This window comes from Streptomyces sp. NBC_01296, assembly GCF_035984415.1.
GTDB lineage: Bacteria > Actinomycetota > Actinomycetes > Streptomycetales > Streptomycetaceae > Streptomyces.
Genome location: NZ_CP130720.1, coordinates 501336 through 526940, shown reverse-complemented (window position 1 = coordinate 526940; position 25605 = coordinate 501336). Strand labels below are relative to the sequence as shown.

General features: G+C 73.0%; 21 protein-coding genes. 8 read left to right on the top strand and 13 right to left on the bottom strand.

Features of this window, described 5'->3' with window-relative positions:
• Positions 1 to 203: 203 nt before the first annotated feature.
• From lanKC to OG299_RS02535, 4 genes are all read left to right on the top strand, one after another.
• Complete coding sequence (gene lanKC, locus OG299_RS02550) at positions 204 to 2837, top strand: class III lanthionine synthetase LanKC (protein WP_327360273.1); 2634 nt, start codon at positions 204 to 206, stop codon at positions 2835 to 2837.
• On the top strand, positions 2834 to 2977 hold the full coding sequence (locus tag OG299_RS02545; RefSeq protein ID WP_030162116.1) for a SapB/AmfS family lanthipeptide: 144 nt from the start codon (positions 2834 to 2836) through the stop codon (positions 2975 to 2977). Before lanKC ends, OG299_RS02545 begins: the two co-directional genes overlap by 4 nt.
• 68 nt (positions 2978 to 3045) lie before the next feature.
• Positions 3046 to 4842, top strand: a complete 1797-nt coding sequence (locus OG299_RS02540) for an ATP-binding cassette domain-containing protein (RefSeq protein WP_327360272.1) — start codon at positions 3046 to 3048, stop codon at positions 4840 to 4842.
• Positions 4839 to 6617, top strand: coding sequence for an ATP-binding cassette domain-containing protein (locus tag OG299_RS02535; RefSeq protein WP_327360271.1), 1779 nt, complete (start codon positions 4839 to 4841; stop codon positions 6615 to 6617). The genes OG299_RS02540 and OG299_RS02535 overlap by 4 nt, the downstream gene beginning before the upstream one ends.
• A 45-nt stretch (positions 6618 to 6662) precedes the next feature.
• On the opposite strand, the gene OG299_RS02530 is transcribed toward OG299_RS02535, so the two are convergent.
• Positions 6663 to 7271, bottom strand: a complete 609-nt coding sequence (locus tag OG299_RS02530) for a response regulator transcription factor (RefSeq protein WP_327360270.1) — start codon at positions 7269 to 7271, stop codon at positions 6663 to 6665.
• Positions 7272 to 7665: 394 nt separating this feature from the next.
• On the opposite strand from OG299_RS02530, the gene OG299_RS02525 reads away from it, so the two are divergent.
• Complete coding sequence (locus OG299_RS02525; protein WP_327360269.1) at positions 7666 to 8727, top strand: mechanosensitive ion channel family protein; 1062 nt, start codon at positions 7666 to 7668, stop codon at positions 8725 to 8727.
• On the opposite strand, the gene OG299_RS02520 is transcribed toward OG299_RS02525, so the two are convergent.
• From OG299_RS02520 to OG299_RS02490, 7 genes are all read right to left on the bottom strand, one after another.
• Positions 8718 to 9380, bottom strand: a complete 663-nt coding sequence (locus OG299_RS02520) for a DUF4230 domain-containing protein (protein ID WP_327360268.1) — start codon at positions 9378 to 9380, stop codon at positions 8718 to 8720. The genes OG299_RS02525 and OG299_RS02520 overlap by 10 nt on opposite strands.
• A gap of 52 nt (positions 9381 to 9432) precedes the next feature.
• The gene (locus tag OG299_RS02515; RefSeq protein WP_327360267.1) at positions 9433 to 10803 is read right to left on the bottom strand and encodes an NAD(P)/FAD-dependent oxidoreductase; all 1371 of its coding nucleotides are present in this window, start codon (positions 10801 to 10803) and stop codon (positions 9433 to 9435) included.
• 77 nt (positions 10804 to 10880) lie between these two features.
• Positions 10881 to 11003, bottom strand: coding sequence for a hypothetical protein (locus OG299_RS02510; RefSeq protein WP_327360266.1), 123 nt, complete (start codon positions 11001 to 11003; stop codon positions 10881 to 10883).
• Positions 11004 to 11074: 71 nt separating this feature from the next.
• Entirely contained in the window at positions 11075 to 11491 is a 417-nt protein-coding gene (locus OG299_RS02505) for an ATP-binding protein (RefSeq protein ID WP_323179153.1), read from the bottom strand.
• Positions 11492 to 11718: 227 nt separating this feature from the next.
• On the bottom strand, positions 11719 to 12669 hold the full coding sequence (locus OG299_RS02500) for an anti-sigma factor RsbA family regulatory protein (RefSeq protein ID WP_327360265.1): 951 nt from the start codon (positions 12667 to 12669) through the stop codon (positions 11719 to 11721).
• The gene (locus OG299_RS02495) at positions 12666 to 13103 is read right to left on the bottom strand and encodes an STAS domain-containing protein (RefSeq protein ID WP_327360264.1); all 438 of its coding nucleotides are present in this window, start codon (positions 13101 to 13103) and stop codon (positions 12666 to 12668) included. Before OG299_RS02495 ends, OG299_RS02500 begins: the two co-directional genes overlap by 4 nt.
• 8 nt (positions 13104 to 13111) lie before the next feature.
• Positions 13112 to 14044, bottom strand: a complete 933-nt coding sequence (locus OG299_RS02490; RefSeq protein ID WP_442817475.1) for a SigB/SigF/SigG family RNA polymerase sigma factor — start codon at positions 14042 to 14044, stop codon at positions 13112 to 13114.
• 215 nt (positions 14045 to 14259) lie between these two features.
• Here OG299_RS02490 and OG299_RS02485 point away from each other — a divergent pair, with 215 nt between their 5' ends.
• The gene (locus OG299_RS02485; protein WP_327360263.1) at positions 14260 to 14607 is read left to right on the top strand and encodes an STAS domain-containing protein; all 348 of its coding nucleotides are present in this window, start codon (positions 14260 to 14262) and stop codon (positions 14605 to 14607) included.
• Here OG299_RS02485 and OG299_RS02480 read toward each other — a convergent pair.
• On the bottom strand, positions 14602 to 15000 hold the full coding sequence (locus OG299_RS02480; RefSeq protein WP_442817474.1) for an ATP-binding protein: 399 nt from the start codon (positions 14998 to 15000) through the stop codon (positions 14602 to 14604). The genes OG299_RS02485 and OG299_RS02480 overlap by 6 nt on opposite strands.
• Positions 15001 to 15259: 259 nt before the next feature.
• Between OG299_RS02480 and OG299_RS02475 the strand changes: the two genes are divergently transcribed.
• Positions 15260 to 18715, top strand: coding sequence for a hybrid sensor histidine kinase/response regulator (locus tag OG299_RS02475; RefSeq protein WP_327360262.1), 3456 nt, complete (start codon positions 15260 to 15262; stop codon positions 18713 to 18715).
• 91 nt (positions 18716 to 18806) lie between these two features.
• Positions 18807 to 21230, top strand: coding sequence for a SpoIIE family protein phosphatase (locus OG299_RS02470; protein ID WP_327360261.1), 2424 nt, complete (start codon positions 18807 to 18809; stop codon positions 21228 to 21230).
• Between the two features lie 26 nt (positions 21231 to 21256).
• Here OG299_RS02470 and OG299_RS02465 read toward each other — a convergent pair whose 3' ends face one another.
• From OG299_RS02465 to OG299_RS02450, 4 genes are all read right to left on the bottom strand, one after another.
• Positions 21257 to 22015 (bottom strand): phosphatase PAP2 family protein, encoded by a 759-nt coding sequence (locus tag OG299_RS02465; protein WP_327360260.1) that lies wholly within the window; start codon positions 22013 to 22015, stop codon positions 21257 to 21259.
• On the bottom strand, positions 22012 to 22992 hold the full coding sequence (locus OG299_RS02460) for a YihY/virulence factor BrkB family protein (RefSeq protein WP_266637597.1): 981 nt from the start codon (positions 22990 to 22992) through the stop codon (positions 22012 to 22014). The genes OG299_RS02465 and OG299_RS02460 overlap by 4 nt, the downstream gene beginning before the upstream one ends.
• Before the next feature lie 46 nt (positions 22993 to 23038).
• Entirely contained in the window at positions 23039 to 24787 is a 1749-nt protein-coding gene (locus OG299_RS02455) for a bifunctional phosphatase PAP2/diacylglycerol kinase family protein (RefSeq protein ID WP_327360259.1), read from the bottom strand.
• Positions 24788 to 24924: 137 nt separating this feature from the next.
• Entirely contained in the window at positions 24925 to 25605 is a 681-nt protein-coding gene (locus tag OG299_RS02450; RefSeq protein WP_327360258.1) for a TetR/AcrR family transcriptional regulator, read from the bottom strand.

Here is a 25605-nt window from a genome sequence, read left to right as displayed (position 1 = left end):
TGATCTCACACGCCACATGCTGACATTCGATAAATGCATGATGAATGAAATTTGGTTAAGGGTGGCCCTTGAGTGGCGAGAACCCGCATGACTCGCGACTCGTGACTCGTGAGTACTGCACATCCCATCGGTGACAGGCGTGACTGTCGCCGCATCCGCCGGGCGTGACACGGTCGGGTCTGCCGCCGAACGAGGGAGCAGGTGTGAACAAGGGGTACGCCGCCTTCTGCGACGCCGACCGCTGGTTCTACGACGCGCCGTACCGACGCGCCGGTGAGAGTTACCCCGCCGCGCTCGCCCCCGTCCCGTCGGGGTGGCGCTCGCACCGAAGCGGCGACTGGCTCGCGCTGCGCCCCGCCGACGCCGAACTGCCCGCGCAGGGCTGGAAGATCCACGTCTCGGCCACGCTCGACAACGCCGAATCGCTGTTGACGACCGTGTACGAGTACTGCACCGCCCGACGCATCGCCTTCAAGTTCATACCGAGCCGGTACCTGCTGCACCTGCGCAACGCCAAGTACGCCGACCGCGCGGCGAGCGGCAAGTTCATCACCGTGTACCCGGCCGACGAGCAGCAGTGCCGCCGCATCGCGGAGGACCTCGACGCCGCACTGGCCGGGGCGGCCGGCCCGTACATCCTCAGCGATCTGCGCTGGGGCGACGGCCCGGTCCACCTGCGCTACGGCAGTTTCACCCTGCGGCACTGCTACGACGAGCACGGCGAACTGGTCCCGGCGATCGAGGCCCCCGACGGGCGGCTCGTACCGGACCTGCGCGGACCGGTGTTCCAGCCGCCCGAGTGGCTCGAACTGCCCGACTTCCTGGAGCCGCACCTCGCGGCGCGCTCCGCGACCACCCTGACCGGCATCCCCTTCACGGTGGAGCGGGCGCTGCACTTCTCCAACGGCGGCGGCGTGTACGTCGGCAAGGACAGCCGCACCGGCGAGAGCGTGGTCCTGAAGGAGGCCCGCCCGTACGCCGGGCTCGCCGCCGACGGCGCCGACGCCGTGACCCGGCTGCACCGCGAACAGGCCGCACTGGAACGGCTGTCGGACCTGGACTGCGTGCCCGCGGTGCGTGGCACCTTCACGGTCGGCGACCACCACTTCCTGGTGCTGCAACACCTCGCCGGCAAACCGCTCAACACCTACTTCGCCCGCCGCCACCCGCTGATCGAGGCGGACCCCGACCCGGCGGAGCTCGCGGCGTACACCGAGTGGGCCCTGACGATCCACCGCCGCGTCACCGAGGCCGTCGAAGCCGTGCACGCCCGCGGCGTGGTCTTCAACGACCTCCACCTCTTCAACATCATGGTGTCGGAGGACGAGAGCGGCGAACCGTCCGTCGCCCTGCTGGACTTCGAAGCCGCCGCGCACGTCGACGAGGGACTGCGGCAGACCGTGGCCAACCCCGCCTTCGTCGCCCCGGCAGAAAGGCGCGGGTTCTCCGTCGACCGCTACGCCCTCGCCTGTCTGCGGCTCGCCCTCTTCCTTCCCCTGACCAGCCTGCTCGTCCTGGACCGGGCCAAGGCCGCCCATCTCGCCGCCGTCGCCGCCGCACAGTTCCCCGTACCGCGGCAGTTCCTCGACGAGGCCGTCGAAGAGATCCTGTCCGGCGCCCCGCAGGGTGCACCGGGCGGCCGCCTGCCCGCACCGCCCGGCCCGTACCTGCCCGTCGAGCCGGGGGACTGGCCGGCCGCCCGCGCGTCGATGACCGCGGCGATACGTGCGAGCGCCACCCCGGAGCGCGCGGACCGCTTCGTGCCGGGTGACATCGCCCAGTTCGCGACCGCCGGCGCAGGCTCAGGCCTCGGCTACGGGATCGCCGGAGTGCTCCACGCCCTCGCCGAGACCGGAGCCGAACCCTGGCCCGAAGCCGAGGAATGGCTGCTGGAGCGGACCGGCGAACCGGACTCCGGCACCCCGCTCGGCTTCTACGACGGCCTCGCCGGCACGGCCTGGACGCTGCACCGGCTCGGACATGCGGGCCCCGCCCTCGCCCTCGCCGAACGGCTGCTCCGGCAGCCCTGGCAGAGCGCGGGCCCCGACCTGCACGGCGGACTCGCCGGCATCGGCCTGGCCCTGGACGCGCTCGGCACCGCGAGCGGCGAGAGCGGGCTGCACACCGCCGCCCTGCGCTGCGCCGAACTGCTCGCCCGCCCCGAGCAGCGGCCCGCCCGCGCCGGACTGATGTACGGGAACACCGGCCCCGCCCTGCTCTTCCTGCGGCTGTACGAACGCACCGGCGACAAGGAACTGCTGCTCCAGTCGGCCCGGTTGCTCCACCGCGACCTCGACCGCTGCGTCACCAGCGCGTACGGCACCCTCCAGGTGAACGAGGGCTGGCGCACGATGCCGTACCTCGGCGAGGGCAGCGTCGGCATCGGCATGGTCCTCGACGACTGGCTGGAGCACGCTCCCGACGAGCGGTTCGAGAAGGCCCGGCGCGAGATCGTACGGGCGGCGCAGGCCACCTTCTACGCCCAGCCCGGGCTGCTGCGCGGCGCCGCCGGGATGATCCTCCACCTGGCCCGGACCACCACGCCGGGCCCGGGCACGGGCCCCGCGGACATCGCCCGCCAGATCGACGCGCTGGCCCGGCACGCCGTGCCGTACCAGGGACATCTGGCCTTCCCCGGCGAGCAGATGATGCGCCTGTCCATGGACCTCGCCACGGGCACCGCCGGCGCTCTCCTCGCCCTCGGCAGCGCCGCGCCCGGCGGGCGCGCGCACCTGCCGTTCCTCCCGCCGCTGCGACGTACCGCGGCGGCCCCAGAGCCGGTCCCGCCCGGGACCGTGACCCATCGCACCACTCGACAGAAGAGGAATCTGACATGACGCTTCTCGACCTGCAGTCGATGGAGACCCCCAAGGAAGAGGTCACCGAGGGCGCGCTGCACGGCGGCGGCGGTGGCGGCAGCCGGGCCAGCCTGCTGCTCTGCGGCGACAGCAGCCTGAGCATCACGACCTGCAACTGACATAGGTCACCTCGGGCCCGGGCGGTTCGCCGCCCGGGCCCGCACCACATCACTGGAGGCATCCGCCGATGAGCCCCCCCGACGCGGCGGCCGGCACGGAGGCCGCAGCGGCGCAGGCGGCGGCCGTGGCACGCACCGCCGACCGGGCTCTCGTGGCAGCGGCCCGGCACAGCGCCGGGCGCACCGCCGCCGTCCTCGGATGCACGCTGAGCGCCGCCGCGGCGGCGCTCGCCGAACCGGCCGTCCTCGGCCACACCCTCGACCTGCTGCTCCGCCGCGCCCCGTCGGGCCCCGCCTGGACGCTGCTGTGCGCCGCGGTCATCGCGGCCGAAGTGGCGCTGGACGCGGCCGCCGCCCGGCTGACCGGCGAGGTCGACGGCCGCTCCACCGCCCGCCTGCGCAGGCTCGCGCTCGCCCGGCTGCTGCGGACGGCCCCGCACCACGCCGCCCGCCACGCACCCGGCGAAACCGCCGCGCGGCTGACCGCACACGCCACCGAGGCCGGCAAGGTCCCGGCCGCCGTCGCGCACGCCGTCGCCGCGCTGCTGCCGCCGCTCGGCGCGGTCACCGCCCTCTTCCTCATCGACCTGTGGACGGCACTCGCCTTCCTCGTCGGCGTTCCGTTCCTGGTGCTCCTGCTGCGTGCCTTCGCCCGCGACACGCACACCAGCGTCGCCCGCTACCAGCAGGTCCAGCTCGAGACCGCCGGCCGCCTGACCGAGGCACTGGCCGGGGCGCGTACGATCGCCGCCGCCGGCACCGCGGAGCGCGAACGCGCACGGATCCTCGCCCGGCTGCCCGAGCTGGGCACCGAGGGCAGGCGGATGTGGCACGTCTACGGAGGTACCACGGCCCGGTCCGCGGCCCTCATGCCGATGCTCCTGTACGCGGTCCTGGCCGTCGGCGGCATCCGCCTGTCGGCCGGAGCCATCGGGGTCGGCGAACTCCTCGCCGCCGTACGGTACGCAGGCCTCGCGGCCGGCATCGGCGCCGTGACCGGCGGACTCGCGGCCGTGGTCCGCGGCCGGTCCGCGGCCCGGCGGACCGCCGCCCTCCTGGCCCTGCCCGTACTCGGCCACGGCCGGGAGCAGCTGCCGGAAGGCGGCCCCGGCACGCTGCAACTGCAGGGCGTCCGGGTCGTGCGCGGAGGTGCGACGGTCCTGCACGACATCAGCCTGGTGATCCCCGGAGGCACCACGGTGGCCGTGGTGGGCCGCTCGGGCGCGGGTAAAACGCTGTTCGCCGCCGTGGCCGGCCGGCTCACCGACCCCGACGCGGGCCGCGTCCTGCTGGACGGGGTGCCGCTGCGGGAGGTGAGCGCCGAAGCACTGCGCCGCGAGGTCGGCTACGCCTTCGACCGGCCCGTCCTCCTCGGGGACACGGTCGGCGGGGCGATCGCCTTCGGCGCGGGACCGGACCCCGGCCCGGAAGCGGTGCGCGCCGCGGCCCGTGCCGCGGGCGCCGACCTGTTCGTACGGCGCCTGCCCCACGCGTACGGCACGCGCCTCGCCGACGCCCCGATGTCCGGCGGTGAGGTCCAACGCCTCGGCCTGGCAAGGGCGTTCGCTCATGTGGGTCGGCTCCTCGTCATGGACGACGCCACCTCCAGCCTCGACACCGTCACGGCCCGGGAGGTCGAGCAGGCCCTCGCCCACGAGATCCGGCCCGGCACCCGGATCGTGGTCGCGCACCGCCTCTCGACCGCCGTCCGCGCCGACCTCGTCGTGTGGCTGGAGGACGGGCGGGTGCGGGCGACCGGACCGCACGGCGTGCTGTGGCAGCACGAGCCCGCCTACCGGGCGGTGTTCGCCGCCGAAACGGAAAGGGACTCGGAAAACGACACGGAGCGGGAGGCGGCGCGGTGACCGGGGGAGGGGCCCGGGGCCGGGTGGCACCCGAGGGCCGGCGGTTCCTGCGCGGCCACAAAGGGGCTGTCGGGCGGCTGGCCGCCTGGTCGCTCCTGGAGTCCGCGCACACCTTCCTGGGCGGCTACGGCGTGGCCCGCGCCCTCGACGACGGCTTCCTCGCCGGCCGCACCGCCACCGGTCTCGGCTGGCTGGCCGCGGCCGGAGCCGGAGCGCTGATCGGCGCCTTCGCGCTGCGCGGTGTGTTCGCCGGGCTCGCGGACCTCGTGGAGCCGCTGCGGGACGGCTTGGTCCGGCGGGCGGTGCGGCAGGCGCTGGACCGGGCGGTCGCCGACCCGGCGGGCGCTGCCGACACGGGCGCCGTGTCCCGGCTGACCCAGCAGACGGAAATGGCCCGGGACTCCTTCGCAGGGCTGGTCCTGACGGCACGTTCGTTCGTGTTCACCGCCGCGGGCGCCCTCGTCGGCATGGCCGCCCTGGCGCCCGTGCTGCTGCTGGTCGTGCTGCCGCCCCTGCTGCTGGGCATGGCCGCCTTCCTGGCCACGCTGCGCCCCCTGGCCTCCGTACAACGCAGGTCCCTGGACACCGACGAGGCGCTGGCGGACCGGGTGGGGACGCTGGCCGAGGGCCTGCGCGACATCGTCGCCTGCGGGGGACAGACCGCTGCGGAAGCCCGGGTGGAGCCCCTGATCGCCGCCCAGGAACGGCTGGCGCGCACCCTCGCCGGCTGGGCGGCCCTGCGCACCCTGGCCCTGGGCACGGCGGGCCGGCTGCCGGTGATCGCACTCCTCGCGGCAACGCCCTGGCTGCTGGGCCGCGGGATCACCGCCGGTACGCTGGCCGGCGGCCTCACGTACCTGGTCCAGGCCCTGCTGCCCGCCCTCAACTCCCTGATGACCGCTCTGGGTTCCGCCGGAACCCGGCTGCTCGTGGTCCTCGAACGCTTCGGCGGTCCGGTGCCGCCGGACCCGGCCGGCCACGGCCCCGTAAAGCCGCAGCCGCAGCCGTTGCCCCGGCCGGCGGGCCCGCCGACCGACGCCGCGGCCCAGCTCCGGGGCGTCACTTTCGCCTACGGCCCCGGCGCGGCTCCCGTACTCGACGACCTCGACCTGGTGGTGCGCCCGGGGGAGCACCTCGCGGTGGTCGGACCGAGCGGCATCGGCAAGTCCACGCTCACCGCCCTGCTCGCCGGAATGCTGTCACCCGACGCGGGATCGGTCCTCGTCGCCGGCGCGGCCGCCCGCCGGGGACCGGGGGCGACCGGGCCGGACCCGCGGCGGACCCTGCTGCCTCAGCAGGCCTACGTGTTCACCGGCACCGTACGGGAGAACCTGACCCACCTCGCCGCGCCCCCGGGCAGTTCCGGGCCCGGCGACGCCCGGGTGCAGGACGCCGTCCGCGCCCTCGGGCTGGACGCGCTGGTGGCACGGCTCGGCGGCCTGGACGCCGAGGTGTCCCCGCGGCTGCTGTCCCGGGGCGAGGGCCAGCAGCTCGCGCTCGCCGCCGCCTACCTCTCGCCCGCGCCGCTGCTGCTGCTCGACGAGGCCACCTGCCACCTGGACCCGGCTGCCGAGGAGCGTGCCGAACGGGCCCTCGCGGACCGTCCCGGCACCCTCGTCGTCGTGGCCCACCGCGTCTCGTCCGCGGCCCGCGCCGACCGGGTCCTCGTCCTCGACGGGACCCGCGCCGTCTGCGGCACGCATGACGAACTCCCCGCCAGGTCACCCCTGTACCGCGATCTGGTGGGGAGATGGAACCAGGCCGGGGACGAGTGACACGGCCGTCGTGCCCGTCCGCGGCGCCCGCGGCGCGCCCGCGGATCAGACCCAGCCGGCCCGCCGGGATATCCGGATCGCGTCGATGAGGTTGCGCGCCCCGGTCTTACGGGTCGCCGCGGCCATGTAGTTGCGTACCGTCCCGCTCGCCAGGTGCAGCGTGCAGGCGATCTCGGCGATCGAATCGCCCTCCGCGGCCCGGGTCAGCACGCTCAGCTCCCGCGGGCTCAGCGGCACCGGGTCGGCCTCCATGAACGCGGAAGCCAGCGAGGCGTCGATGAACCGTTCCCCCGCGGCGACCTTCCGGACCGCCCGTACGAGCCGCCCCGGCGAGCCGTCCTTGTCGACGTAGCCGCGCGCCTCGGCGCGGAACGCGCGGTGCAGCTGCCCGGGCGCGCCGGTCGACGCGAGCACCAGGACGGGGGACGGGGGCGCGAGGACCTGGTGGTCGGCGCGCCCGTCATCGGCGAGGACGGCCGTCGTCCCCGGACAGTCGAGGTCGACGACCGTCACATCTGGTTGTAACGACTCGGCCTGGCGGGCCGCGGCCCGCCAGCCCGCCGACGTGACCTCGAAGGGCCCTTCGGATCTCAGGAGGGCGGCCAGTGCCGACCTGACCAGGCTGACGCTGTGCAGGACCAGGACCTTCGTCATCTGTGCTCTCCTCGGTCGACGTACCAACGGCACCACGGGTGCCCCCATACGGGGCTGATGGAACGTCACTGCGGGGGGCGTGCAGGGGCGTACAGGCAAGTTGGCCGAGATACCCACGGATTCCGCCTCCCTTCGGCGGGTAACCCCCTTGAGGATCACCGGAGGCTTTGGAGAGGCAGGGCGACAGGGGGCGCCGGGCCATGTGGTTCGCGCCGATCTACCTCCCCCCCCCGGAGCCCTCCCGTCGCTGCCGCACCCCCGGCAGGGGCGGGAACGGCGGCTTTCGCATACGCCGGTGCGGCCGGCCCCTGCCGCGCCGGAGGTCCCGTGTGTCGCTCCTCCTCCTCTGGGCATGCGCGGGGGAGTCCATGCCGCCTACATCCGCCGAGGAGACATGAACCACGCTCTTCGCTTGCTCACCGTCCTGGGAGGCTCGATCCTCCTCACCATCGCGGCCGGATGGGCCGCCGACCTGCTGCTGCGCCGAGCCGACGCACGCCACCCGGAAACGCCCCTGTGGAATGCGCTGCGCCGCTGCCGCCCGGCCCTGCAGATCGTGCTGCTCGCCGCACTGCTCAGGGGAGCCCACCGGCAGACCGCGTGGCGCCCGCTGCAGGAGAACGAGGCCGCCGTCGACCGGGCCCTCTCGCTCGCGCTGATCGGCGCCGGTGCCTGGCTGATCGTGGGCGTGGCCTCGGCCGCCGTCGAGTCCGGCTACGCCCGCTACGCGGCCGGCACCCGCGACCCCGCCAGGCTCCGCCGGGTCCGCACCCAGGTCACCCTGATCACACGGGTCGTGACCGCCGTCGTCGCCGTCATCGCGGCCGCGGCGATGCTCCTCACCTTCCCGAGCTTCCGCGCACTCGGCACGTCCGTGCTCGCCTCCGCCGGCATCATCGGAATCGTGGCCGGCATCGCGGCCCAGTCCACCCTCGGAAACCTCTTCGCCGGGTTCCAGATCGCCTTCGGCGACCTGGTGCGCATCGGCGACACGGTCGTGGTCGCAGGCGAGTGGGGCGTGGTGGAGGACATCACCCTCACCTTCCTCGCCGTACGGACCTGGGACGAGCGCCGCATCACCATGCCCGTCTCGTACTTCACCACCCGCCCCTTCGAGAACTGGTCCCGCGGCGGCGTCCAGATGACCGGCACGGTCTTCCTCCACTGTGACCACAGCGCTCCCATGGACCTCGTACGCGACAAAGTGCACGAGATCCTGCACCACTGCCCGGAGTGGGACGGCCGCGGCTGGGACGTCGCCGTCACGGAGACGACTCCCTCCACCATGGTCGTCCGCGCGATCGTCACGGCCAAGGACGCCGACGACCTGTGGACGGTGCGCTGTGCCGTACGGGAACAGCTGGTCGCCTGGCTCTCGGAGAAGCACCCGGGCGCCCTGCCCCGCCTGCTCCTCGGGCCGTCGCCGGAGCCCGGGACGGGCCCCTCTCACCCGTAGGCGACCGTCACCTCACGGAAGCCGAGGGACCGGAGGAGCCCGTCCAGCATCGCCGTGGTGTTCTTCTCGGCGCGCTCCCCGAGACCGCTGTCGCGGGCCGCTTCGTCGATGTGCTGCGCGGCGAGCTTCTGCACGGCCTGCTCACCGGCCGGGTTGTCGGAGAACAAATCCCCGATCCGGTCCAGCAGGCCCCGCTGCTTCGACACCGCGTACGAGCGGTTCGGGTCGAGGGCGGCCGTGCCGAGCACCGCGTGCGGCAGCCGGATCGACGCCTTGGTGCGGTCGCCGTTCACGGAGACGTTCCGCTCGCCCAGCCCGCTCAGGTCGACGTAACCGCTGACCGTGCCGGCCCCCACGTACAGGGTGCGCGTTCCGCGGATGGCGTCCGGCAGGAACGCCGCGTCCTTCTCCAGGTCCACGACCACCTGGAAGTTGCCGACGGCGGCCTCGTAACGGTCCATGTCCTGGATCGACTTGAGCAGAGCCGGGCCGGAGCGGTCCCGGGTCTCCTCGCCGAAGAGGCTGCCGAGTCCCGGAACCAGGCCGAAGCGCGCCACGAGCACGATCAGCACCACGACCACCACGAGAACGGCCGCGATCCGCCCCCACCACGGGCGCCGCGAGCCGCCCGGACGATCCGAAGAGGTTTCCATACTCCGCGAATACCCCGTGGGTGCCCCGCCAGCCCGCGAATCCGGCACCCCGCTACGGCAGGCGCCCCGCACGGAGGGGAGCCGAGTGTGCGCGAACCTGTTCGGGCGTCAGGTACGCGTCGGTGTGCTCGAACTCCCGCAGCGCCGGTGGCCTCCACGCCTGGAAGCCCGTCCGCACGAAGTCGTCGCCGGCAACCGCGTTGAGGAGCCAGTTCGTCAGCACCCTCGTCCTGGCCACATGAGTGCGCAGCGCCGCCCAGTGGTACCCCCGCGCCACCGCCTGCGCGGGCAGTCCGCGCAGCGCGATGCCGAGCGGCCTGGAGACTCCGTCGTGTCCGCCCAGGTCCACCACGAGCCCCAGGTCCTCGTGCCGATAGGGCCGCAGCGGCCGGTGGCGCAGGGTCGCGATGAGGTTGGCGGCGGCCGTGCGCCCCTGCCGCTGGGCGTGCTGGGCCGTGGGCGGGCAGACGGCCCCGTCCCGGCCCGCGGCGAGGTCGGGGACCGCGGCCGCGTCGCCGAGCGCGAGGACTCCGGGATGGCCGGGCACCGTCAGGTCGGGGGAGACCACGAGCCGTCCGCGGTCGGTGTCGGCCTCCAGGGTGGCGATGAGCGGACTGGCGGCCACCCCGGCGGTCCAGATCAGGGTGCGGCTGCGCAGGACACGCCCGTCGGTGAGCGTCACCTCGTCCGGCCCGGCCTTGGCGACGGACACGCCGAGCGACACCTCGATGCCGCGGCGCCTGAGCACGTCCAGCGCCGATGCGCCGAGGGCCTCGCCGAGCTCGGGCATCAGCGTCGGCGCGATGTCCACGAGGTGCCAGCGGATCTGCCGCGGGTCCAGGCGCGGGTAGCGCCGGACCGCGTGGTGGGTGAGCCGCTGCAGGCAGGCCGCCGTCTCGGTGCCGGCGTAGCCGCCGCCCACGACGACGAAGCAGAGCCGGGACGCCCGCTCCGCCTCGTCCTCGCACGCATCGGCGAGGTCGAGCTGCGCGATGACGTGATCGCGCAGGTGGGCGGCTTCGGCGAGGGTCTTCATACCGCGGGCGTGCTCGGCGAGCCCGGGGATGTCGAAGGAGCGGGTGACGCTGCCCGGGGCCAGGACCAGGTGGTCGTAGGGCAGCGGGGTGAGCTCGCCCGAGATCTTCCGTACGACGCACACCTTCGCCCGGGTGTCCACGCCGACAGCGCCGCCGGGAACGATGCGGGTACGGTGCCGGCGGCTGCGGCGCAGGGACACGGCGATCGACTGCGGGGTCAGCACCCCGGCGGCCACCTGCGGCAGCAGCGGCAGGTACAGCTGGAAGGAGGACGGGGTGATGAGGGTGATCTCCGCCTCGGCGGGGGAGAGGCGCCGCTCCAGGCGGCGTACGCACTCCACACCGGCGAAGCCGCCGCCCACCACCAGGATCTTCGGACTTGCCACGGATGTCATGGTGTTGTTCCCTTCCCGGGCCTGTTGGGTCCACTGACTCCTGCGCGTCTGCCCCGGAGGCGTGAGTGCTACCGGTGGCGGGCCAGGGTGCGGACGAGGACCAGGAGGGCGAAGGCGATGACGATCATGTGGACCCAGGCGGGGCCGGGCGCCGGGGCCAGGGCCAGGGAAGTGAGCGCAGTCGGTGTCATACTGCGCGGGTGCCCCGGTCTCCCGGAATGACGCTCCCGTACGGGAGCACAGGGCCTGGCGGCCGGCTGGGTCACCGGCCGGTGGGCCTGCCCGAGGTCAGCCGCGATGCCTCGATCTCGGCCCAGACGGCCTTGCCGTTCTCGTGGGTGTGAGTGCCCCAGCGATCGGAGAGACGCTCCACTATGTGGAGACCGTGGCCGCCCGGGAGTCCGCGCTGCGGGGACGGGTGGCGGTGGGGCAGCGTCGTCGTGCCGTCGAAGACCTCGATCCGAAGAACCTCGCCGGCGGACAGCGCGAGTTCGATGCAACCACCCGCGTGCAGTGATGCGTTGGTCAGCAGTTCGGACACGAGGAGCAGGGTGTCCTCGGCGGTCGCGTTCCCGTCCCAGCCCCAGCCCCAGTCCTGCAAGGCCTGCCGCGTGAAGTCGCGCCCCTTGGCGACGTGGCCGCGGACGCCGGAGAGGGCGAGCCGGCGGCGCTGCACCACGGGGGAAGGCCCTGCGTGCAGTGGATCGCCGGTTCCCGGTCCGATGGTTTCCACTGTGGTACCTCACCCCCACCGTTGACACTGATCTCTCTGCTCGTCGGGACCGTTGTGGTTCCGATCGGCCCCCCGCCCGGTTCCTTACGGTCATGGTGTCGCGGACCTCGCGCGTGCCCCCGTGGAGGGGGACACTCGAGCATGGCCGTGACAGTTTAGGGGAATCACCGGTCTCAGGAGCATGTCATGTGCATCCTCAGAGTGAGGCCGCTGTCCGAGGCGCGGGTCTCGACCAGGTCGCACAGCTGATGGATCAACCACAGGCCGCGGCCTCCGTTGACCGATGCCAGGGCGGGGCGGCGGCGCCCCGCCAGCGGGTCGGCCAGGTGGCCGGCGTCGCGGATCTCGGCCACGACTCCGCCGGCGCCGGTGCTCCACAGCCGCAGCGATCCGTTCCCGCCGCCGTGGGCGAGGGAGTTGGCTGCGGCCTCGCTGACCGCGAGGATCAGATCGCCGCGCCGGGCCGCGCTCAGGGCCGTGCCGCGGGCCCAGGCCTCGGTGTACGCGCGCACCTCGCCCAGCCCCCCGGACGTGTAGGCGAACCGGGGCACACCCCCGTCGCTTTCGGGCAGAGGGCTGTCGCAGTCGGCGCAGACCACCGAGGCGTCGGCGTACTCCGGGCTGAGCAGGTTCTTGTCCTCCACGATCACGGTGGGATGGGTACGCCGGGCATCGGACACCACCGCGGCCGTCAGGCCCAGGACGTCGTAAGGGCACAGGACGGTGGCCTGCCGCCCTGCGAAGGCGGTGTTGATGAGAGCCTCGTGGCGCGTGGCCTCCTGCACCTCTGCCTGCGAGCGGCCGGGCCAGATCGGCTCGCCCACGATGCGGGCGGGGCGGCCCTCTTGCCGGTCGGTGAATTCCTGCAGGGCGGCCAGGATGCGGCCGGGATTGCGGCCCAGCTGCGTCATGTCCGTCCAGGTGACCCCGGCCGCGTCGACGCCGAGGCTGTCGCGCAGGGCGTCCAGTCGAGGCCCGGGCACGGCCACGAGTACCGGCTCGTCGGCCGCGAGGGCGGCCCGTACGAACCCGCCCACGCCTGCCAGGTAGTCCGCCTGACCCTGGTAGAAGAGGGCGGGGTGGACGAAGTCGCCGGGGGCGGTGGACGCAGGAACGCTCGTCATGCTGCGACCTCCAGCGCCGCACATTCGTCCGGGAACATCTCCACTACCTTGCGGAGCGAGTACGGCGGGTGGTGGAGCAGCAGACGACGGCCCTGTCCCATGACGGTGGCGTTCGCCTTTACCAGGGCGGCGACGGCGGCGGGGTCGAGGAAGGCCACGGCGGAGAGGTCGAGATGGAGGACCGGGCCGGGGATCCGGGTGACGACGTCGAGCGCCGCGGCCAGGATCGGCCGGGTGCCGAGGTCGCAGCTGCCGTGCAGCACGGCGCCGGGACGGTCATGCAGCGGCTGGGCGGTGAGCGGCCGTGGCGCACCGGTGCCGTCGTTCCCGGCGTCCCCGCACCGTACGAAGGCGTCCGCCCACATCACGTCTTCGTAGAGCGTGTGCGTGCCGGTGGGCGGAACGGAGCCTTCGTGTCGGTGGGCCGGTGGCATGGCGCTGCCTACACCGAGAGCATTCCGGCGCGCAGCCGGGTCAGGGTCCGGGACAGCAGGCGCGAGACCTGCATCTGCGAGATGCCCAGTTCGGCGCCGATCTCGGCCTGGGTCTTGTCCTCGCCGAAGCGCAACTGCAGGATGAGCCGGTCGCGTTCGTCCAGTTGCTCCAGAAGCGGGGCGAGGGTGTGGAACTCCTCGAAGAGCTCCATGGCCGGGTCGACGTCGCCGAGCCGGTCCGTCAGAGGGCGCGTCGTCCGGTTCGCCGTCGAGGGCTCGTCACCGTCGGCGCAGGCGGTGTCGAGGGAGCCGCTGGTGTAGCCATTGGCGGCGACCAGCCCGTCGATGACCTGCTCCTCGCTCAGTTCGAGGTGCTGGGCGACCTCTTTGACCGTGGGGGCCCGGCCGAGGACGTCGGTCAGGGTCTCCTGGGCCTTGGCGAGCTCCGTGCGCAGTTCCTGCAGGCGGCGCGGGACGTGCACGGCCCAGGTGGTGTCGCGGAAGTAGCGCTTGATCTCGCCGGTGATGTACGGGAGGGCGAGCGTGGAGAACTCGACCTCGCGCTCGGGGTCGTAGCGGTCGATGGCTTTGATGAGACCGATGGTGCCCACCTGGATGATGTCCTCGATGTCCAGACCGCCGCCTCGTGTGCGGGTGCGGAAGCGCCGCGCGGCGAACTGCACGAGGGAGAGGTTCATCTCGATCAGGGTGTTGCGGGTGTACTGGTACTCGCGGGTGCCTTCTTCGAGGTCGCGGAGCCTTGCGAAGAAGAGCCTCGAGAGCTCGCGTGCGTCGGCGGGTGCCATCTCCCGGGCGTTCTTCACGTCGGGCAATGCCACGTCCTGCGGTGAGGCTCCCATGGTCCGATCGCCGGGTGCAGAGTGTGTGATCTGCGCGTCTGCTGCACGAACGGGGCTTACGGCGGTGGCCGAACGAGACATGGTGGCCGTTCCCTCCCGATTGACTGACGGCTGCCCGGGCGCTCATGCCCCGGCATCTCGGTCTTACACGGCCCGCGCGGAATTCTCTTGCCGGACGTTCACCCGGGTGGTGGCCGTGTCGGCTACCGGTGCTCGGTCCCGGCGCTTCCGTACGGCCGAGGGGAAGGCATACTCCCTTGCGGAGGCCGTACAGGTGACGATCCGGGGAGGCGGACATGACCGGAGCAGGGGACGCGCACCACGAAGGCGTGGTCGGGGACGGCTACTCGGCCGGGGCCGGGTGGGTGGTCGCCGCGCAGGGGGAGCTCGACCAGGACACCCTGGCCCCTCTGGAGGAGGCCCTCACCGCCGCAGCGGACCGGCACCGGCTGGTGGTGCTGGACGCAGGCTCCGTCACCTTCGGCGACTCGTCGTTCCTGAACCTGCTGCTGCGGGTGCACCGCCTGACGGCCCTGCGGATCGCCGCCCCCGGGGAGCAGCTCCGCCGGCTCTTCGCCCTGACGGGCGCCGATACGGTCCTGTCCCTGTACCCCAGCGTCGAAGACGCGGTCGGCGGGTCATGACCGGCGCGGCCCGCCCCCGTCGGCCGGCGGCCCGGTTCGGGGGTCGGCCCCGCCGTGGGGGCGGAAACAGGCCGTGATCGCCTTGCCGCCGTGGCACGCGTGGATGTCCCACGAGTCCGCCAGGGTGGTGACGATCCCCAGTCCCCGGCCGGAGGTGGCATCGGCGTCGGCAGGCCGCGGGCCGGGCAGCCGCGGATCGGAGTCGGCGACGCTGACGTGCAGGCACCGGCCGTCCCACGTCAGCACGAGGTGGGCGGTGCCGGCAGCGTGCAGGTGGGCGTTGGCGACGAGTTCGGAGACGCTGAGGAGCACGGAGTGCACCGTGTCCTCGGCCGATTCGTCCCAGGACAGCGACGCCAGGTGCCCGGCGGTCCACAGACGCGCCGCCCGCACTCCCCTCGATACCGGAAACGAGCGTGCCCAGCCCACGACCTTGACCGACAACGCCCTCACCCCTTTCGTCGGCTGTGTCCTTCGCTGTGTTCTTCGTCACCGATTCGTCTACCCACCGCCCGCTCCTGCACCCGCGGCTTCCGCGTCAGTGTGCGGAAGCGCTGCTTCAGAGTGATCGGTCGTGCCATAGGGTCCTTCGGGTCGGCGTCAACCTTCGCCGACCGGTCGTGTGGCGAGGGGTTGACGGATGGCTGAGCGGATGAGCCCGCAATCACTGAGCAGTTCGCCGGAGCCCGCGGGCGCGGCAGGGATCGGCGAACCGGAGCTGCGTCGGCTGCTGGCCGGCCTGACGGCCGTACGGGACGGGGATTTCCGTACCCGGCTGCCCGATACGTCGGACGGACTGCTCGGTGAGATCGCCACCGTCTTCAACGGGATGGCCGACCAGCTGTCGCTGGTCACGTCGGAAGTGACGCGCGTGGCCCGCGAGGTGGGAACCGAGGGCACTCTGGGCGGCCAGGCCGACGTACCCGGAGTCGGTGGCGCCTGGCTGGACCTCACGGACTCGGTCAACTTCATGGCCGGAAACCTCACCGACCAGGTGCGCTCCATCGCCCAGGTCGCGACCGCCGTGGCCAAGGGCGACCTCTCGCAGAAGATCACCGTCACCGCGCGCGGGGAGATCCTGGAGCTGAAGGAGACCATCAACACCATGGTCGACCAGCTCTCCGCCTTCGCGGGGGAGGTCACGCGGGTGGCCCGGGAGGTGGGCACCGAGGGCCGGCTCGGCGGCCAGGCCGACGTCAAGGGGGTCTCCGGTACGTGGAAAGACCTCACGGAATCGGTCAACGTCATGGCCGACAACCTGACCGCGCAGGTCCGTTCGATCGCCCAGGTCACCACGGCGGTGGCTCAGGGTGACCTGACACAGAAGATCCGGGTGGACGCGCGCGGGGAGATCCTGGAGCTGAAGGAGACCATCAACACGATGGTCGACCAGCTCTCCGCCTTCGCCGCCGAGGTCACGCGCGTGGCCCGCGAGGTGGGCAGCGAGGGCCGGCTCGGCGGCCAGGCCGAGGTGGAGGGCGTCTCCGGAACCTGGAAGCGACTGACCCAGAACGTCAACGAACTGGCCGGGAACCTCACCCGCCAGGTCCGGGCCATCGCCGAGGTCGCCAGCGCGGTCGCCGAGGGCGACCTGACCCGCTCGATCACCGTCGAGGCCTCCGGCGAAGTCGCCGAACTCAAGGACAACATCAACTCGATGGTCGGTTCGCTGCGCGAGACCACCCGGGCCAACCAGGAACAGGACTGGCTCAAGTCCAACCTGGCCCGGATCTCGGGCCTGATGCAGGGCCACCGTGACCTGTCCGTCGTCGCCGCACTCGTCATGGACGAGCTGACACCGCTGGTCGCCGCCCAGTACGGCGCGTTCTACCTCGCCGAGGACCGCCCCGGCGGCACCGTGCTCACCCTGGTCGGCTCCTACGGCCGCCCCGCAGGCACCGGCGAAGGCACCGACTTCGCCCTCGGTGAGTCCCTGGTCGGACAGGCCGCGCGCAGTCACCGCATCATCGCCACGGACCAGGTCCCCGGCGACTACGTCATCTCCTCGGGGCTGGGCCGCACCACCCCGGGCAGCCTGATCATCCTGCCGATCGTGGTGGACGACCAGGTCCTCGGCGTGATCGAGCTCGCCTCGTTCACCCCGTTCACCCCCGTACACCGGGACTTCCTCGGCCAGTTGTTGGAAACCATCGGTGTCAACGTCAACACGATCGTCGCCAACGCCCGCACGGACGAGCTCCTCGGGGAGTCCCAGCGGCTGACCGGCGAACTGCAGGCACGTTCGGCAGAGCTCCAGGTGCAGCAGGAGGAACTCCAGCGCTCCAACGCGGAGCTGGAGGAGAAGGCGGCCCTCCTCGCCAGCCAGAACCGCGACATCGAGGCCAAGAACCTGGAGATCGAACAGGCACGGCAGGAACTGGAGGACAGGGCCCAGCAGTTGTCGCTGGCCTCGAAGTACAAGTCCGAGTTCCTCGCCAACATGAGCCACGAACTGCGCACACCGCTCAACAGCCTCCTGATCCTCGCCCAGCTGCTCGCCCAGAATCCCACCCGCAACCTCAGCCCGAAGCAGGTCGAGTACGCGGGCGTCATCCACTCGGCGGGGTCCGACCTGCTCCAGCTGATCAACGACATCCTCGACCTGTCGAAGGTCGAGGCCGGAAAGATGGACATCAACCCCGAGGCGGTGTCCCTGCCGCAGCTGTTGGAGTACGTCGACGTCACCTTCCGGCCGATGACCGCGCAGAAGAGCCTCGACTTCACCGTCACCACCGCCCCCGACGCCCCGGACGCCCTGCACACCGACGACTCACGGCTGCGGCAGGTTCTGCGCAACCTGCTGTCCAACGCCGTCAAGTTCACCGAGCGAGGGGGCGTCGAGCTGCGGATCGAACCGGCCAAGGCGCCGGAGGTCCCCGCCGGGCTGCCCGGCCGCGGACCCGTGGTGGCCTTCCGCGTACGGGACACCGGCATCGGCATCCCCGAGCAGCAGCTGGCGTCCGTCTTCGGGGCCTTCCAGCAGGCCGACGGCACCACCAGCCGGAAGTACGGCGGCACCGGCCTCGGCCTCTCCATCAGCCGCGAGATCGCCCAGCTCCTCGGCGGTGCCGTCACCGCGGAGAGCACACCTGGACAGGGCAGCACCTTCACCCTCTACCTGCCGGTCAGGTGGGCGGGCTACGAGAAGGACCCGCTCCCCGAGGTGCCGCCGCCCGCCACACACGCCGCGGCCGGACCCGCCGAAACGGGTCGGGCCGCTGCGCCGGCCGTTCCCGCGCAGCGGCAGGCCCGCCGCCTGCTGGTGATCGAGGAACGCCAGGGCGGCCTGCTCTCCCTCGTCGCCGAGAGCGCCGACCGGGACTTCGCCCCCGGCCACCGGTCGGCCGGGAACCTCGGAGGCATCCAGGTCGTCGGCGTCACGAGCTCGCGGGAAGCCGCCGCCGCCCTCGCAACGGATTCCTTCCACTGCGTCGTTCTCGAACTCGACATGCCCGACGGCGAGGCCCTGCGCTTCCTCGACGCCCTCGACGGAGACCCGGCGCTCTCCTCCCTCCCGGTCCTCGCTCACAACAACCCCCGTCTGAACAACGGCCAGGAGACGGCGCTGCGGGAACGGGCCGCCTCGCGCCGCCTGGAGCTGCTGTCCAGTCTGGACGAGCTCCGCGAACGCATCGTGCTGCACCTGTCCGCCGACCAGCCGGGGGACGTACTGCCCTTCGTCCACGCGGGCGCGGAGCGAGCGCAGACCCCCGCGCAGGTGCTCGACGACGGCTTGGCCGGACGCACCGTCCTCGTCGTCGACGACGATGCGCGCAACCTGTACGCCCTCAGCGGCGTGCTCGAACTGCACGGTATCCGTGTGCTCCACGCGGAAGACGGGCGCAAGGGCATCGAAACGCTCACCCGCAACGAGGGCGTCGACCTCATCCTGATGGATGTGATGATGCCGGAACTGGACGGGTACGCGGCGACCGCCGAGATCCGGCGGATGCCGGCCCACGCCGGCCTTCCCATCATCGCGGTCACCGCCAAGGCGATGCCCGGTGACCGGGAGAAGAGCCTCGCCGCAGGGGCCAGCGACTACGTGACCAAGCCGGTCGACGCCGACGACCTCATCGCCCGCGTCCGGCAGTGGCTCACGAGATGAGCGCCGCCCAGCCGACACCGTCCGCCCGCGCAGCCACCCCACGGCCCGGCCATCAGAACCGGGACCGTCCCAGCAAGGAGCCGGAAACACCGTGAGCACCCCGGACACACAGTGGCACGGCGATGCACGGGCACCGGAAGCGGCCACCGAGGAGTCTTGCCGCAAGACGGTCCCGCACCAGGCCCCGACCCCCTTGGGACGCCTCGTCGCCACCGTCGAACGCCTGCGCGGCGAGGTACGGGCGGCGCACGCGGCCGCGGACGGCAGGGCCCTGGTCGAACTGGCCAAGGGCATCCTGATCGGACAACTGAGCTGTACCCCCGCCGCGGCGGCACGGCAGCTGGACGAGCTGTCCCGCGAGACCGGGCTGTCCCCGCTCGACCTCGCCGCGGACATCGTCAACCAGGCCGCCCGCGACCACGTCAGCGAGGTCGCCGCCGAGTTCGTCGAGCGCACCGGCACGCTCGGCCCGGCCAAGCCGTCCACCAGGGTGGCGGTCCGGCTGCGCACCGCCGAGAGCGGGATGCTGGCCGCCGCCGACGACACCCAGGCAGTGGCCGAATCCCTTCTGACGAACGCCCTCAAACCCCTGGGAGCGATCGCCGTCGCCGTGTGGACCGCGGCGCCCGACGGCTCCCTGGCCCTCGCCGGGTACGCCGGGTTCCCGCCCGGGGAAGCCGCCCGCTGGCGACACGTCCCCCCGGGTGTCTCCACCGTCGCCCGCCTCGCGCTGCGCGAGCGCCGACTGGTCACCCTTGCCCGCCTGCAACGCGAAGGGCTGCCCTCGATCGCGCACCTGCACTGGCCCGACGGGGGGCGGATGGCCGTACCGGCGGGGACGGGCGGCCGCATCCACGGCGTCCTCGAAATCTGTTGGCCCGGGCCCCTGGCGCCACAGCCCCCGCAGATCGAGCGCCAGGTCGAGGCACTCGCCGAACTCTGCGCCCGCACCATGGACACCTCACCCCCGGGCGATTGCGGCCTCCCCGAAGCAGTACTCCCGGACGTCTCGGAACTGACCGACCTCGCCGAGGGGCTGCACGACCCCGCCGTCGTCCTCACCCCCGTACTCGATCCCGAGGGACGGCTGACCGACTTCCGCATCCGCCACGCCAGCAGCCGCTTCGTCGACCCCGCCGGGCGGCAGCGCGCCGACGTGAACGGCGCCCTGCTGCTCGAGGCCTATCCGATGGCCGCCGGCGAGAACGGGCTGTTCGAGATCATCGAGCGCGTGCACGCCACCGGCGAACCCTTCAGGGCCGAACGCATGAGCCTGACCGCGCTCGTCGACCAGATCCCGCTCACCTCGGTCGGGGACATCAGCGTCAGCAGGCACGGCGCGGCCGTCCTGCTGATCTGGCGGATCGAGGACGAGACGGCACGACTGGCCGACCTCCTCCAGCACGCCCAGCGCCTGGGCCGGATCGGCGGCTTCGAGGAGAACCTCGTCACGGGCGAGATCACCTGGAACGCCCAGCTGTACGCGCTGCACGGCCTGCCGGCCGGCGCCCCGCCCGTACCGCTGCGGGAACTGCCCGGCTACGCCCACCCCGACGACTCCGCGGCCCTCGGCCGTTTCCTGCGGGCCGTGCTGCGCTACCGCCGCCCCGCATCCGTCGACCTCCGCCTGCGCAGGTCCGACGGGATCACCCGCCACATCCGCGTCGTCGCCGAGCCCGTCCTCGACGCCGACCGGCGCCTGCACGCCGTCCGCGGCGCCTACCAGGACATCTCCGCCCAGCACTGGACCGAAGTCGCCCTGGCCGCTACCCGGGACCAACTCGCCCACACCGCCGCCGAGTCCGCCGAACGCAACCGCCTCACCCTCCAGCTCCAGCACGCCATCATGCCCCCCACCCCGCCGGCCGTCGAAGCCCCGGGCCTGCGCGTGGCCGTCCGCTACCGGCCCGCGGAGTCCGAGTCGCTCGTCGGCGGCGACTGGTACGACACCGTGGTCCTGCCCTCCGGGCTGATCATGCTCTCCGTGGGAGACGTCGCCGGACACGGCATCGAGGCCGCCACCGGCATGGTCGTCCTGCGCAACGCCCTGCGCGGCCTGGCCGTGACCGGCGCGGGCCCCGCCCAACTGCTGTCCTGGCTCAACACGGTCACCCACCACCTGGCGAAGCACGTGACGGCCACCGCCGTCTGCGGGCTCTTCGACCCCCGTACCCGGGTGATGCGCTGGGCGCGCGCCGGGCACTTGCCGCCCGTGCTCGTCCGCGGCGGCCGGCCAGAGGCCTTCCCGCTCATCGAGGGCCTGCTCCTCGGAGCCCTGCCGGACGTCACGTACATCGAACGGGAGGTCCAGTTGGAACCGGACGACACCCTGCTGATGTTCACGGACGGGTTGGTCGAGAGGCGGGATTCCTCGGTGGAGGACTCCCTGGGCCACCTCGTGAGCGCGGCGGCCTGCGGGGCCGACGACCTGGACCACCGGTTGGACCGCCTCCTGGCCGAGAGCCGATCCGACACGGACGACGACACCTGCGTCATCGGAATCCAGGTCGGCTGACACGGCCTGCGCGGCCCCGGCGGGCTTCACCGCTGCGTCATGCCTGCCGGGGGTTCGGGTTCGGCCGTCACGATCTCGGGCTCCAAGCCCTGGGCGGGCGTGGTGCGGGGCCGGCCGACGTCGCTGCGCCACGCCTCGAAGGCGAAGGCGGTGGCGGCGACCACCGCGATGCCGAGCAGCCAGCCTCCGACCACGTCGCTCACCCAGTGCACTCCGAGCGCGACCCGCGTGCAGCCGACGCCGATCACCGAAGCAGCGGCGAGGACCCACGGCAGCGGCCGCCAGGCCCGCGGGACCAGCGGGATCAGCACCAGCAGCAGCACGGCGCAGGACGTGGTGGCCGTCATGGCGTGCCCGGAGGGAAACGAGAACCCGGGCGCGTGGGCGACGGGATCGGGCAGGTGCGGCCGGGCGCGCGCGACCGCGTTCTTCGCCAGCAGGCCCACGAGCCCGCCGGCCGTCGCCGTGCAGGCCGCCCACGCTGCCAGCCGCAGCGCCCTCCGCCACAGCAGCCACACCACCACCGCGGCCACCAGCAGACGCATCGTCAACGGGCCCCAGACGACCTGCGTGAGGAACTCCAACACCCGCACCCGGGCGGGATGGCCGAGCACGGAACGGTGCAGCCGCTCGGCGGCGCCCTGGTCGAGCCGGTGCAGCGGAGCCCACTGCGACTCCACCAGAACCAGTGCGAGGGAGAACGGCACGGCCGCCAGGGCGGTGGCGGCCGACGTCACTGCCAGCCGCGCCCCGAACCGGGCATCGGGCCCGACGCGGCGGTTCATACCCCGGGATCTTTCTTGACCGGGCCGGCCACCCCCGCCCGTACCGCCTCGAGCTGAGCGGCGAAGGACAGGCCGAGGAAGAGGGCGAGCGAGGTCAGGTACGACCACAGCAGCAGCGACATGAACGCGCTGAGCGGCCCGTACACGGTGGTGAAGGAACTGCTCGCCCCGACGTACAGGCTCAGCCCCCACGTCGCGCCGAGCCACAGCACCAGGTACACGCCGGCGCCGAAGGCCAGCCAGGTGTACCCCGGCTGCGTACGCCGGGGCGAGCGGCGGAAGACGGCGCTGGTGGCGACCACGGCCAGCAGGATCCCGACGGGCCAGCGCAGGACGTCCCACACCCGCTGCGCGGCCGCGCCGAGGTGGTAGGTCTCCGTCATGGCGAGCCCGAGGTCGGAACCGAGGACGGTGACCGAGAAGGCGAGCCCGAGGGGCAGCCCGGCCACCACCGCCATGACCAGCCCGCGGGTGTACTTGTGGAGGAACGGGCGGTCGCGCTCCACGCCGTAGATGCGGTTCGCGCCGCGTTCCACCTGGCACATGCCGGTGGTGACGTTGGCGATGGAGAACAGCAGGCCGAGCCAGAGGGCCGCCTCCCCTCCGTCCCCGGCCTGGCGGCGGCTCTCGCGCAGGGCGTCGTCCACGACGTCGTGGCTGGGGCCGCTGACGATCCGGCGGATCGTCAGCTCGGCCATGCGTCCGATGTCCTCGGTGTGCAGCACACCGGACAGGCCGATGAGCGCGATGGCGAGCGGCAGGATCGAGAGGACCGTCTGAAGGGCCAGGGCACGGGAGTGGCTGAACCCGTCGGCGTAGCGGAACCGGATGAAGGAGTCCCGTACGAGGTTCCAGCCGCCGTGACGGCGCAGTGCGGCCCATGCCTCCTCACCGGAGAGGCCCTCGCCCTCCGTGTACAACTCGGCTTCGGCGGCCTCGACTTCGATGCGTGGCGGTACCCGTGTGGCGGTGCCCATGACCGTTCCTCCCATCCCCCTGGATGTTCCGCGCAGGCGTGCGGGTTCAGTCCACGGCCCAGAGGGCGGCCGCCCCCTGCGCCCCGTCCGTCACTAGCTCGTCCGGCATACCGCTCCCCGCGGGCACGGGGAGGCACACCCGAAGCGCCCCCGGCTCGACCTCTGCGGTCACCCGCGTACCGGCCGGGAACGCGTCACCGTCGAGCTCCCGCGGTTGAGCACGGGCGAAGCGGAGCTCGATCCGGGCCGCACTGAAGTACTCCAGCGCGCCGCGTGCCGCCCGCCGCCCGGACCTGCCGGGAGATGGACGGGCCCGCCCGCCCGTTGTGCGGGAGGCGAGGTGCCCGGCCGCCGCGAGCCACCCTCCGGCCCCGCGGGGGTCGAGCAGCACCATCTCCAGCCGGCCGCTGTCGGGCCGCGCGTCCGGGAGGAGCGGCAGCCCGCCCTGCAGCGAGCCGACGTTGCCGATGACGACCATGCGGGCCCGCCGCTCCAGCGGGGCGGCCCCGTCGAGCCGGATCGTCAGCCGCATCCGGGGATCGCGCAGATGGCGCAGGGCCGAGACGATGTACGCGGCCCAGCCCAGGCGCTTCTTGAGCCGAGCCGATGCGTCCCGCACCATGGCCGCGTCGAAACCGGCACCCGCCATGACCGCGAACCTTGTCGGCGCGAAGCCGTCGCCGCCGACCCGGCCCACGTCGAGCCCGACGGCCTCTCCGGACAGGGCCTCCTGCAGGGCGGCCGCCGGATCGGCGGGCAGCCGCAGGTTGCGCGCCAGGAGGTTGCCGGTACCGCAGGGCACGATCGCCAGGGGGATCCCGGTGCCGGCCACCACGTCGGCGCAGGCCCGTACCGTGCCGTCGCCTCCGCAGACCACGACCAGGGAGGTGTCCGCCTCGGCCGTGCGCGCGGCCAGCGCGCCGCACGGCTCTTCGACGGAGGTCTGCGCCCACACCTGGTCGGCGTACCCGTGGCTGCGCAGCACGGCTCGCACCCGTGCGGCCGTTTCACCGCCGCACGCGCGCGGATGACGGACCACCACGACCCGGCCCCGAGGCCCGGACGACGTCCCGGCGCCGCCCCCGCCGGGGCGTGCCGCGGGCAGGCCGCCACGGGCTGCCGGCTCGGGTGCGGCCCCGGTGCCCGGCAGCAACAGTGCGTGCGCCACGACGAGCAGCGTGCAGGCGCCGTTCAGCAGCCCCGCCACCACGTCCGAGGGATGATGCATGCCCCGGTAGACCCGGGATCCGGCCACGGCCAAGGGGAGCAGCAGGAGCACACCCACCACGACGCTTCGCCGGGCACCGCGCAGTCGCCCCGCCGCGAGAACGGCCAGACCCCCGAAGAGCGCCACGGAGGCCCCGACGTGCCCGGAGGGGAAACTGGACGTCGGCGGCGCCGCGTCCAGGTGGGGCACATCGGGCCTGGGCCGCTCCACCACGAGCGTGACGAGCACGAACACGGCGGACTGCGCGGCAACGGAGACCGCCAGGAACACCGCCTCCCGCCACCGGGGCACGCGGGGCACCCACACCAGTGCGACGCAGGCCAGCAGCGTCAGCGCGATCACGCTGCCGGTCCCGGCCAGTAACGACACCGCGTCCGAGAGCACGGTGGCGGGCAGACTGCGCCGGGCCGCCAGGGCGCGGTTGACGCCGTCCTCCGCGGACAGCGGCCACCGGCGTGCCAGGCGCCCGGACACCAGCAGGCCAAAGCCCGCGACGCACCCCGCCTGCAAGGGCAGCAGCAGGAGAAGACGGCCGGATCTGGTGTTCGCGTCGTGTGCTTTGCTCATTGACGGCGTGTTACCCGGGAGCGCGCGGTCATGCGTGCACCGGCGCCGGAGCCCCCGAGCCCACGGCCTGAGCATCATCCGGGTTTCGCCCGCCTCACCCCCCCGATGATCCAGCCGCGTTGATCACAGCGCCGGGGTCAGGCGGTGCGGATGGCCGTGAGCAGGCGGGCGCAGCGGGTGCTCATGTCCTGGGCGGACTGTTCGGGGTGGGCGATCCACCAGCCCATCAGGGCGCTGACGGTGCCCGTCCACACGTGCTTGAGGGCGTCGGCGTCGAGGGGGTCCTCGTTGCCGTGGCCGCTCAGCAGTGCCGCGGTGCCGGTCGCGGCGAGCCCGTCGATGGCCTCGCGGTGCCGCTGGGCGGCGAGGCGCAGTTCGGATCCCGGCGGCAAGGTCCTGTCGTAGAGGACGAACCAGGCGTGGCGCCGGTCTTCGAGGGCCGTGAAGAGGCTGGTGAGGACGGCGTGGGGGAGCCGCTCCTCGGCCATGGCGGCCGGTCCGCCGGCTATCGCCGCGTCGATGGCCGCGATGACGCGGGCGGCGATGTGTTCGAGGCAGGCGAGGTAGAGCCCGTCCTTCGAGTCGAAGTAGGCGTAGAGCATCGGCTTCGTCACGCCCACCCGCCGGGCGATCGCGGCCATCGACGCGGGCGCGTGTCCGTGCCGGCCGAACTCCTCCATCGCGGCGGCGAGGATCTGCTCCTCGCGCTCGGCGCGCGGTACGCCCTTCGTCCCCGCCGGTCTGCCTCGGCGCTTGCCCGGCGGCGGCGAGGCGGTCGGCGGGGTGCCCGGTGCGGTGCCGGCGCTTGTGGAGTCCAT